The sequence below is a fragment of the Streptomyces sp. NPDC003034 genome, from assembly GCF_053591375.1.
The window spans coordinates 289,784-301,261 of record NZ_JBSFTS010000002.1; the positions used below are offsets into that span (position 1 = coordinate 289,784).

An 11,478-nucleotide genomic window follows, 5' to 3' on the forward strand; every position below is an offset into this window, starting at 1 on the left:
TCTTCGGATCCCGGCCCCCCATGACCGGACGGCAGCGGCAGCAACCATTCAGTAAAAGTGAACGGCTCGATCGAAACTTTTCGATGGACCTGACGACTCGCGGGGTGCGACGGTGAGCCCACGACACACATCCACCGCACCCCGAGGGGGAAACCACCGTGGCCGTCCTGGACCGCGTCCGAACCGTCCCGCAAGGCAAGCCCGCCACCACGGGAAAGAAGGGCGCCGCCGGGATCGGCGTGCTCCTCGCCCTGCTCGCGACGGTCGTCTGGTCCGGCAGCTTCGTCGCCACCCGGGGCATGGCCGACACGGTCCCGCCCGTCCAGGCCGTCTTCTGGCGCTGGATCATCGCCCTCCTCGCCGTCGCTCCCTTCGCCGCCCGGCAGGCCTGGCAGCAGCGGGCCCTGATCCGCCAGCACCTCGGCTACCTCGCCCTCGCCTCGCTGTTCGGCGTCGCCCTCTACAACACCCTCGTGCACCAGGCCGGACTGACCACCTCCGCCTCCAACATGGGCATGATCATGGCCGCCTCGCCGGTGATCATGGCGCTCTACGCCCGCCTCGGCGGCGAACGGCTCGGAGTCCGGCGCGCCTTCGGCATGCTGCTCGCCGCCTTCGGCGTGCTGCTCCTGGTCGCAGACGGCTCCCTCGGCTTCGGCTTCGGCCCCGGTGACCTGTGGATGTTCGCCGCCGCCCTCTCCTTCGCCAGCTACAGCGCCCTGCTCAAGCGCAAGCCCGCCGAACTGGGTGGACTGACCTTCCTCATCACCAGCTTCGCGCTCGGCGCGCTGATGCTGGCTCCGGCCTACGCCGTCTCCGTCGCGGTGCAGGGCGGTTTCGAGGTCACCCCCGCGGCGGTCGGACAGCTCCTGTACGTGGGGGTGTTCTCCTCCGCCGTCGCCTTCTTCGCCTGGAACAAGGCCGTCGGGGTCATCGGAGCGGCCCGCGCGGGCATCGTGTACTACCTCCAGCCGGTGTGCGTCGCGGGCCTCGGCTTCCTGGTGCTGGCCGAGCGGACCGGGCCGGCGCAGCTGCTCTGCATGGCGCTCATCCTCGGCGGCGTGGGACTGGGCGCCGCCCGCCGGTAGGTTCGGCCCATGAGCGAGTGGGACATCAAGAAGCTGCGGATCCTGCGGACCCTCGCCGAGCGGGGGACCGTCACCGCGACGGCCGAGGCGCTGCACATGACGCCCTCGGCCGTTTCCCAGCAGCTGACCAATCTCGCACGGCAGCTGGGCGTGGTGCTGCTGGAGGCGCAGGGCCGCCGCGTGCGCCTCACCGACGCGGCGCACCTCGTGCTGCGGCACGCGGAGGCGGTGTTCGCGCAGCTGGAGCGGGCCGATGCGGAACTCGCCGGATACCTGGCCGGGGATGCCGGTGAGGTACGGATCGGAGCCTTCTCCACCGCCGTACCGGCGCTCGTGGTCCCGGCCGTGGCGGCGCTGCGGCGCACCCGCCCGGGAGTGGAGGTCCGGGTGCGGGAGACGGAGGCGGCCGAGTCCTACGAGCTGCTGTCCGCCGGGACCGTGGACCTGGCGCTGTCCCTGGCCGCCCACGCCCCGACCGCGCGCGACCCTCGTTTCACCCGGGTCACGCTGCTGGAGGACCCGCTGGACGTCGCGCTCCCGCCGGGCCATCCGCTGGCGGCCGTACGGGAGGTGCGCCTGGCCGACCTGTCCGGCGACCGGTGGATCTACGGCGGCAGCGGCCCCTGGTCGGAGATCACCCGCAGCGCCTGCGAGGCGGCGGGCTTCGTACCCGAGCAGGCGCACTCGGCCTCCGGGTGGACCGCGATCCTGGCGATGGTCGAGGCGGGGATGGGCGTGGCCCTGGTCCCCCGCATGGTGTCGAGCCGCGCCTCGGGCGTGGTGGTCCGGGTCCTCGCGCACGACCGCCCCGCCCGGCACGTGGTCGCGGCGGTGCGCCGGGGGTCGGAGGCCGCCCCGGCGGTGGCCCACGTCCTGGACGCGCTGCGGGCGGTGTCGGCGGACTGACCCCTCGCCCGGCTCCGCGGATACGGGCACGGCCGGCACGCGCAGCGGCATCGGCCCGTCCCGCGCGCCTGGGAGTACAGCCGGCCCCGGCCCTCGCCCCGGCCGACGGGCCGCCCGCAGCCGTACGAAAGAGGGCGCCCCCGGTGCCTCACGCACCGGGGGCGCCCCCTCATACGGCCGCCGCGGCGAGCGGCCGGGACGTCAGGAAGCCGCGGCGGCGTCGGCCGCCTGCGCCTTCAGGGCCCGCTCCACACCCGCGCGGGACTCCGAGACCAGGCGCCGCAGACCCGCGTTCGGCTCCGCCGATGCCAGCCAGGCGTCCGTCGCGGCCAAGGTCTCCTGCGAGACCTGGAGGGACGGGTAGAGCCCCACCGCGATCTGCTGGGCGAGCTCGTGGCTGCGCGTGTCCCAGACCTCCTTGACCACGGCGAAGTACTTCTCGGTGTACGGGGCGAGCAGCTCGCGCTGGTCGCTCTGGACGAAGCCCCCGATCACCGCCTCCTGCACCGCGTTCGGCAGCGGCTCGCCCTCCACCACCGAGGCCCAGGCCTCGGCCTTGGCCTCCGGCGTCGGGCGCGCCGCCCGGGCCGTCGCCGCGTGGCGCTCGCCGGCCGCCGTGGGGTCGCGCTCCAGCTCTGCCGCGATGGCCACCTCGTCGGCGACGCCCGTCGCCGCCAGCCGCTCCAGGAACGCCCAGCGCAGCTCCGTGTCGACGACCAGGCCCTCGATCTCGGCCGCTCCGTCCAGCAGCGCCGACAGATAGGTCAGCTGTCCCTCGGTGCGGGCCGTGGCGGCGAAGGCCCTGGCCCACGCCAGCTGGTGGTCGCTGCCCGGCTCGGCCGCGCGCAGGTGCTCCAGCGTGGCCTCGGTCCAGGTGGAAAGCCCCTCCTCACGCCACGCCGGGTCGGCGTACAGGTCGAGGGCCAGCTTGGCCTGCCGCTGGAGCGACTGGACGACGCCGATGTCGGACTCCTTGCCGATGCCCGAGAGGACCAGCGCCAGGTAGTCGCGCGTGGCGAGCTCGCCGTCGCGCGTCATGTCCCAGGCCGATGCCCAGCACAGCGCCCGCGGCAGCGACTGCGTGAAGTCGCCGAGGTGCGCGGTGACCGTGGCCAGGGACTCGGCGTCCAGGCGGACCTTCGCGTACGACAGGTCGTCGTCGTTGAGCAGCACGACGGCCGGGCGGCGGCGGCCCACGAGCTCGGGCACCGCCGTCCGCTCGCCCTCGATGTCCAGCTCGATCCGGTCCGTACGGACCAGCCGGCCGTCCTCCAGCTCGTACAGGCCGATCGCGATCCGGTGCGGGCGCAGGATCGACTCGCCCTTGGCACCGGCCGGCAGCGCGGGCGCCTCCTGGCGGACCGCGAAGGCGGTGACCAGGCCGTCCGCCCCGGTGGTGATCTCCGGGCGCAGGACGTTGATGCCGGCCGTCTCCAGCCAGGCCTTCGACCAGGCGGTCAGATCGCGGCCCGAGGTCTCCTCCAAGGCGCCCAGCAGGTCGGACAGGCGCGTGTTCCCGTACGCGTGCGCCTTGAAGTACGCCTGCACGCCCTGGAAGAAGGCGTCCATGCCGACGTAGGCCACGAGCTGCTTGAGCACCGCGGCGCCCTTGGCGTACGTGATGCCGTCGAAGTTGACCAGGACATCGTCCAGGTCACGGATGTCCGCCATGATCGGGTGCGTGGACGGCAGCTGGTCCTGCCGGTACGCCCAGGTCTTCATGGAGTTGGCGAAGGTCGTCCACGCCTGCGGCCACTTCGAGCCCTCCGCGTACGCCTGGCAGGCGATCGAGGTGTAGGTGGCGAACGACTCGTTCAGCCACAGGTCGTCCCACCACTCCATGGTGACCAGGTCGCCGAACCACATGTGCGCGAGCTCGTGCAGGATGGTCTCGGCACGCACCTCGTACGCCGCGTCCGTGACCTTCGAGCGGAAGACGTACTGGTCGCGGATGGTGACCGCGCCCGCGTTCTCCATCGCCCCCGCGTTGAACTCCGGGACGAAGAGCTGGTCGTACTTGGCGAAGGGGTAGGCGTAGGCGAACTTCTCCTGGAACCAGTCGAAGCCCTGCCGCGTCACGTCGAAGATCGCCTCCGCGTCCAGGAACTCGGCGAGCGAGGGCCGGCAGTAGATGCCGAGCGGCACGGACTGCCCGTCCGGTCCCTCGTACGAGCTGTGCACGGCGTGGTAGGGGCCGGCGATCAGCGCGGTGATGTACGTCGAGATCCGCGTGGTCGGCTCAAAGACCCACACGTCCTCCTTGACGTCCCCGTCCCGCGCCCCCGCAGGAACCTCACGCGGCGAGTTCGAGATGACCGTCCAGCCCTCCGGGGCCTTCACGGTGAACTGGAACGTCGCCTTCAAGTCGGGCTGCTCGAAGCTGGCGAAGACCCGCCGCGCGTCCGGAACCTCGAACTGGGTGTACAGGTAGGCCTGCTGGTCGACCGGGTCGACGAAGCGGTGCAGGCCCTCACCGGTGTTCGTGTACGCGCAGTCCGCGACGACGCGGAGCTCGTTGGCCCCCGCCGCCAGGTGCTTCAGCGCGATCCGCGAGTCCCGGAACACGGCGGCGACGTCCAGCGCCTTGCCGTTCAGGGCCACCTCGTGCACGGCCGGGGCGACCAGGTCGATGAAGGTCTCCGCCCCCGCCTCGGCCGACTGGAAGCGCACGGTGGTGACGGAGGGGAAGGTGCCACCGGCCTGGGCGCCGCTGAGATCGAGTTCGATCGCGTAGGAGTCGACGGTGAGCAGTTCTGCCCGCCGGCGAGCCTCTTCACGGGTGAGATTCGTGCCTGGCACGCGTTCAACTCCTTCGTTCGTGACGTTGCCCCGCCATCCTTCCACGCGCGGCCCGCCGGACCGGAGCGCGGCCGGTCCCCCGTGACCGCCTGGGGAACGCGACGGCCGGGGAAAGCGACGGGAGGGCGGGCGCCGTCGCGGCGCCCGCCCTCCCGTCGTACCGGCCACGCCGGTCTTAGCCGCGCAGCTCCTCGGCCACCAGCTCCGCGATCTGGACCGCGTTCAGGGCCGCGCCCTTGCGCAGGTTGTCGCTGGAGACGAACAGCGCGAGGCCGTTCTCCCTCGTCTCGTCGGCGCGGATGCGGCCCACGTACGAGGCGTCCTTGCCGGCCGCCTGGAGCGGGGTCGGGATCTCCGAGATCTCGACGCCCGGCGCGTCCTTCAGCAGCTCGTACGCGCGCTCGACACTGATCGGCCGGTCGAAGCTGGCGTTGACCTGGAGGGAGTGGCCGGAGAAGACCGGCACGCGGACGCAGGTGCCGGACACCTTCAGCTCGGGGATCTCCAGGATCTTGCGGGACTCGTTGCGGAGCTTCTGCTCCTCGTCGGTCTCGTGGGAGCCGTCGTCCACGAGGGAGCCGGCGAGCGGCAGGACGTTGAAGGCGATGGGACGCCGGTAGACGGCCGGCTCCGGGAACGCGACGGCCTCGCCGTCGTGGGCCAGCTCCGTGGCGCGCTCGGCGACCGCCCGGACCTGTCCGTCGAGCTCGGCGACACCGGCGACGCCGGAGCCGGAGACGGCCTGGTAGGTGGTGGCGGTCAGCGCGATCAGGCCGGCCTCGTCGTGCAGCGGGCGCAGCACCGGCATCGCGGCCATGGTGGTGCAGTTCGGGTTCGCGATGATGCCCTTGGGGCGGTTCTTGATCGCGTGCGGGTTGACCTCGGAGACGACGAGGGGCACCTCGGGGTCGCGGCGCCAGGCCGAGGAGTTGTCGATCACGACGGCGCCCTGCGAGGCGACCTTCTCGGCCAGCGCCTTGGAGGTGGCGCCGCCCGCGGAGAAGATCACGATGTCCAGGCCCGAGTAGTCGGCCGTGGACGCGTCCTCGACGGTGATCTCGCGGCCTTCCCACGGCAGGGTCGAGCCCGCGGAACGCGCCGAGGCGAACAGCCGCAGCTCGTCCACCGGGAACTTCCGCTCGGCGAGGATGCTGCGCATGACTCCGCCGACCTGTCCGGTGGCTCCGACGATTCCGACCCTCACGGTGACTCCCTCTGGTACGTACAGCTCGGTCAAGCCTGCTCCATCATGCGTGCGACCCCGGGCCGCTTGTCCAATCCGTTGTCCGCAGTGCGGACGCGAGCCGGGGAAGCCCGCAGGGGCGGCGCTCGTCAGAGCGCCGCCCCTGCGGTGTGCACGTCCTACGGGAGGACCTTGTCGATCTGTACGCTGCCGGTGCCGGCGGCGGTGCCGCGGGCGTTGAGCAGCTGGACCTGGCCGAAGAACTGCCGGCCCTCGGGGGCCGCACCGGCGACCAGGACGTTCGCCGAGACCTGCGCGGTGGCGCCGGTGGCGAGGTTCACCGCCGCGGCCTCGTCGACCTGGACGGAGCCCAGGGCGGGCGAGAAGAACACGTCGCGGTAGTCGTAGGTGGTGGAGCCGGCCGGGACCGCGTAACCGATCACCTTGACGGTGTAGGTGCCGGCGGCCGGCTTGACCAGGCTGACGGCCTCCTCGGAGTCGCCGTCGGCGGCGGAGCCCACCTTGACGCCGTCCTTGTAGACCTCCAGGTCGAGGTCGGCGGCGGTGTCGGAGACGTTGCCGATCGCGATGTCGAGGCGGGAGGTGCCCTCGGCGATCACGACCTCACTGGTGTGGGTCTCACCGTTCGCGATGGTCGGCTTGGCGGCCTTCGCGGAGCCGAGCGGGCCGCCCTGGAGCTTGCCGCCGGTGATGGCGGCGGCGTCGTTCCTGACGCTCCACTGGACGGGCGCCGGGACGCCCTGCTTCACCTCGGGCAGCACCTTGACCGCGGGGTCGAAGGCCGCGCCGAGCACCGAGACGTCCAGCTTGTACGGGTTGTCGAGCAGCGGCGACGTGCGGCGCGACTCGACCTCGATCTCCCAGACGCCCGGCTGCGGGTCGGTGTACGACCGGACGTCGGGGCGGCAGGTGTTGGCCGGGTTGTCGTAGTTCGGGTAGCAGTTCACCGTCGACGTGGGGTCGACGGGGACGCCGTACGGGTGGATCGCGACGAAGCGCGTCTGGCTGCCCGCCGCGAGGCCGCCGAGGGCGATTTCGAGGGTCTTGGCGCCCTGCGGGACGGTCACGAAGTACGACTTGTGGCTGTTGCGCTGCACGGAGGAGGCCTGCGACAGCGTGAAGGACGGCGACGCCAGCGGGGCCGCCGCGACGACGGTCGTCAGGATCTGCTTGTCGATGCCCTCGGTGGTCTCGTCGTCCAGCTGCAGGATGCCGCTGTGGACGCCGGCCGACTTGGCGTTGGCCTCGACCTTGATGGTGACGGGCTTGTTCAGCGGCAGGGTGACGTAGTCGTAGCCGCCGAGGACCTTGAAGGTGCCGTCGTCGTTGCGCCAGCTCAGGTCGTGGCGGGTGCCGTGCTTGACGCCCGTGGTGCGGGTGACGACGACGTTGTAGACCTTCTTCTGACCGGTCTTGAGGCCGCCTTCGCGGTCGTAGAGGCCGGTGCCGAAGCCGGGCGTCTTCAGGAACTGGTCGATCGCGGTGTCGACCGGCGCCTTGACGGTGAACTCGTTCGCCTTCGCGTCGCGCTGGATGGACTCCCACGCGCCGACGACGTCGATCAGACCCGCGCCCTGGGCGTGCGCCGGGACGTCCGCGATCTTCTTCGCGGTGCTGGTCAGCGCGATCCGCAGGGAGGCCGGGGTCAGCGCGATCTTCTGCTGCTTCGCGGCCGAGATCAGCAGGGCGCTGGCGCCCGCGGCCTGCGGCGAGGACATCGAGGTGCCCTGGAGCATGCCGTAACCGGCCGGCAGGCTGTAGCCGGCCTCCTTCACGGGCTGACCGGGCAGCCAGGTCTGGATGGTGTTGATGGCGGCGCCGGGAGCGGTGAGGGTCGGCGTGAAGCCGCCGTCCTCACGCGGACCGCGCGAGGAGAAGGGGAACATGTTGTACTTCGTCGCCACGCCGGAGCCGTAGTTGGCGGCCCAGGTCTCCTTGGAGACCGCCGCGCCCACGGAGATGACCTTGTCCGCGAGGGACGGGTCGCCGATGGTGTTGAGGCCCGGGCCCGAGTTGCCGGCCGAGATGACCAGCTGGACGCCGTAGGTGTCGATGAGGTTCTTGTAGAGCTCGGCGCGGGCGTTGTTGCCGTCGTTGAGGGCCGGCAGACCGCCGATGGACATGTTGACGATGTCCACGCCCCGGTTGACGACGAGGTCGATCATGCCCTCGGTCAGGGCGATGTTGGTGCAGCCGCCGGACCAGGAGCAGGCGCGCGAGGAGACCAGCTTGGCGCCGGGCGCCTCGCCGTTCATCTTGCCGCCGAAGAGGCTGTGGGCGGCGGTGATGCCGGCGACGTGCGTGCCGTGCTCGGACTCGATGATGCCGACGTTGACGAAGTCGGCCTTCTTGCCGATCCAGTCACCGCCCAGCGGGTCCATCGGAACGTCCTTGCGGATCTCGATCACGAACGGGATGCGCTCGGCGACCTCGGTCGCCGGGTTGTCCGTGCCGAAGTAGCCGATCTGGTAGCCGTCCTTGTACGGCTTCATCGGCTCGTTGTTGGTGAAGTCGCCGTCCTGGTCGGTGTCGACGCGGACGGTCCCGGAGGTGGCGTCGTAGAGCAGGCCGAACCGGTCGGTGGTGTCCCCGTCCCGGTTGACGTCGCCCTTCATGTCGCCGTTCGCGGTGATCGACTCCGTGAAGCGGCTCCACTGGAAGCTGCCCTCGGGGGCCTTCCAGCTCTGCCCGCCCGCGGTGAACGTGCCGCCGGCGGCGGTGACCGGTGTGATCTGGGCGCGCCAGGTCCCGTCGCCGTCGGTGATCGGGTCGGTCGCCGTGACCCAGTCCACGATCTTTCGCTCGCCGGTGGTGGTCTTCTGGAGGGCCGGGTGGCCGAGGTCGACGCCCGAGTCCATGATGCCGATGGTCACCCCGCGGCCGTCGGCCTGCGGGTTGCTCTCGACGAAGTCCACCGCGCCGGTCTCGAAGGACGGGTTGTACGGGTTCTTCGCCGGGGTGTTCTTGTCCGGCGCCGGGTAGGCCTCGGCCGCGGTCTTCTGGGCCTTGCCCGAGGCGTGTTCGGCGTCGGGGCGCGGGTCGGGCCGCTGGACCTCGTGCCGCAGGTCGATGCCGTGCACCGAGGACAGCTTGGCGGCCGCCTTCAGCGCGGCCTCCGCCTTGTCGGTGGGCAGGGTGGCGCGTACGTAGCCGAGCTTGTCGTACGTCTGGCCCACCGAGGCGCCGTGGACGGCGTCGAGCTGCTGGGCCACCTGTCCGGTCTGGCCGGGGGCGGTCGCGACCATGACGGTGACGGTCGCGTCACCCTTGGACTTGGCCTCCTGGAGCAGTTCGGCGTCGGCCGAACCGAGCTTGCGCTCGGCGGACTTGACGGCCGGATTGGTGCCCGGGCCGTCCGCGGCGGTCGCCGCGAAGACGGGCACGGCGCCGGTGGCCGCGAGGGCGGCGACCAGGCCTGCCGCGGCCGCGACGCGAGCGGCGCGTCTGGCCCCGGGTATGGAGCTGGGGGATTCGAGGGTCATCAGCATCCCTGGTAAGTGAAAGAAACGGTCCGGAATACGGTGCCGGATGACCGGTCAGCCTGTCGTACGTGACCGCTGTTTGGGGAGGGTTGTCATTGACCGAGACCTGACATGGCGGAGACCCGCCACGGTGGCGTATGCGCCAGCACGGTGATACCGGGTCAGATCGGGTCGAATCCACGGCTATGAAGAGTGGACTTGTAGACTTCGCAGCCCAAGGGCAAGGGCGTTACCTGTCCCCGTTCTTGCGCGGGTGTGACAGATTGGGCAGGTTCAGCGCTCGCGCGTGCGCGCGTAGTGGCGCGAGGCCTTCGCCCGGTTTCCGCAGGCGGCCATCGAGCACCAGCGCCGGGCGCCGTTGCGTGAAACGTCGTAGAAGTGCAGGGAGCAGCTCTCGGAGGCGCAGGCGCGGATCCGGTCGGGCCCGGCGGCCAGCAGTCCGAGGTAGTCGCGGGCCGCGATCCAGGCGGGGCCCCAGGCGGGGTCCGCGAACTCGGCCCGTTCGCCGGGGCCTTCGGCGGTCAGCGTGGCACGGATCCGGCCGTGTTCGAGGACGGCGTCGAGCAGGGCGCGGGCGCTCTCGTCGGCCGGGTCGGCCACCGCGCGGGCCAGCGCCTCGCGTGCGGTGAGCAGGTGTACGAGCGTGGGGGCGTCGGCGCGGAAGCGGTCGGCGAGGCCCGCGCTCTCCAGCCACACCGCGAGCCCTTCGACCCGGCTCAGCCCGGCGGCGCCCGCGAAGAGGTCCTGCGGCTCGCCGTCCGTGGTCCAGCGGGTGTTCAGCAGGTCGAGGGCGACCGGTTCCCCGATCAGAGGCCGTGGATCCGCCTGCGCCGCCATGTCCTCGCTCCTCCTCGCGCCCCGCTAACCCGTGAAGCGTACGTGACCGGTTGACGCGTGGCGCCGGCCACCGGGCGGGGGACCGGCGTCGGCGCCCCGCTGGGGCGCCCCGGGTGTACGCGCCGGGCGGTCCGGCACCGCCGCCGTCGCCACCTCACCGGGGGAGTACGGCGAGGTAGGAGGCGGGCTCGCGGTCACCGGACGCCGTCAGGGCGGTCCGGACGACCGCGGCCTGCTGCTCGGGCCAGTCGCGCAGCTTGCGCGGGGTGATGTGGATGACCGTCACCCCGAGCCGCTCCAGCGTCTCCCGCTTGCGTGCGGCCTCCGACCACTGCTCGTCCTCGCCCTGGCGGGGGGCGCGGGTGTCGATCTCGACGGCGACGGCGTGCTCGGGCCAGTAGGCGTCGACCCCGCCGAGGTGCGGGCCGCCGGGCAGCCGCAGATCCACGTTCCAGACGGGCTCGGGCAGGTCGTAGCCGCGTACGAGGTGGTACAGGCGGTCCTCGGCGATGGCCCGGCCCTCCGCGAGCAGCGACTCGACGGCATCGACGACGTGCGGCCGGTTCAGCAGCCGCACCACCGTCAGCTCCCGCACCACGGCGGCCGGTTCGCAGTGCCCGCCGCGCACGGCCTCGCTGAGCAGACGGCGTACGGTACCGGCGTCGGAGAGCTGCGCGACCGCGTCGGCGACGGCCCGGGCGACGGGCGCCACCGGCAGCCCGGTCACCTCCTGCGGCCGGGGCGGCGTGTGCGACCGTACGACCCGCACGTCCCCGGTGGACCGCAGCCGCCGGGTGCCGGGCACCAGCACGTCGATGTGCGAGAGGCCGAGCAGCGCGGGCGCGGAGGCGAACCGGTACAGCGCGAGCGCCGCCAGCCCGGTAATCATGGCCTCGCCCCTGCCGCGGCCCGCGTACAGCAGTGCGGCGTGCAGGCGCTCCTCGCTGGTCGCCGGCCCGGAGTGGAGCAGGTACACCCCCGGCAGGATCTGCTGCCAGGGCCGCCCGGCGGCGTCGGAGGCGGTGATGCCGTGCTCGCGCAGCTGGGCCAGGGTCAGCACGCGGGGGCGGCTGCCGGTGAGGTGGGCGAGGGGGAGGGGTGCGTTGTGATTCATGACGCGGAGATTCCCTCGGGCCATGGCCCTGCTAACCCCTGTTACACA

The 11,478-nt window shown here is 72.0% G+C and carries 7 protein-coding genes; 2 read left to right on the plus strand and 5 right to left on the minus strand.

From position 1 onward, the window contains the following. Nucleotides 1-158 precede the first annotated feature (158 nt). Nucleotides 159-1,088 (plus strand): DMT family transporter, encoded by a 930-nt coding sequence (locus ACWDX7_RS03685; protein WP_451488422.1) that lies wholly within the window; start codon nt 159-161, stop codon nt 1,086-1,088. 9 nt (nt 1,089-1,097) lie between these two features. Beyond that, nucleotides 1,098-1,994, plus strand: coding sequence for a LysR family transcriptional regulator (locus ACWDX7_RS03690; protein WP_451488421.1), 897 nt, complete (start codon nt 1,098-1,100; stop codon nt 1,992-1,994). 201 nt (nt 1,995-2,195) lie between these two features. On the opposite strand, the gene pepN is transcribed toward ACWDX7_RS03690, so the two are convergent. The 5 genes from pepN to ACWDX7_RS03715 form a co-directional block, all read right to left on the minus strand. Further along, nucleotides 2,196-4,793, minus strand: coding sequence for an aminopeptidase N (gene pepN / locus ACWDX7_RS03695; RefSeq protein WP_451488420.1), 2,598 nt, complete (start codon nt 4,791-4,793; stop codon nt 2,196-2,198). 175 nt (nt 4,794-4,968) lie between these two features. Then, nucleotides 4,969-5,997, minus strand: coding sequence for an aspartate-semialdehyde dehydrogenase (locus tag ACWDX7_RS03700; protein ID WP_451488419.1), 1,029 nt, complete (start codon nt 5,995-5,997; stop codon nt 4,969-4,971). Between the two features lie 158 nt (nt 5,998-6,155). Continuing rightward, nucleotides 6,156-9,479, minus strand: coding sequence for a S8 family serine peptidase (locus ACWDX7_RS03705; protein WP_451488418.1), 3,324 nt, complete (start codon nt 9,477-9,479; stop codon nt 6,156-6,158). 273 nt (nt 9,480-9,752) lie between these two features. Then, nucleotides 9,753-10,316 (minus strand): CGNR zinc finger domain-containing protein, encoded by a 564-nt coding sequence (locus ACWDX7_RS03710; protein WP_451488417.1) that lies wholly within the window; start codon nt 10,314-10,316, stop codon nt 9,753-9,755. Between the two features lie 154 nt (nt 10,317-10,470). Next, complete coding sequence (locus tag ACWDX7_RS03715; protein WP_451488416.1) at nt 10,471-11,430, minus strand: hypothetical protein; 960 nt, start codon at nt 11,428-11,430, stop codon at nt 10,471-10,473. Nucleotides 11,431-11,478: the final 48 nt, after the last annotated feature.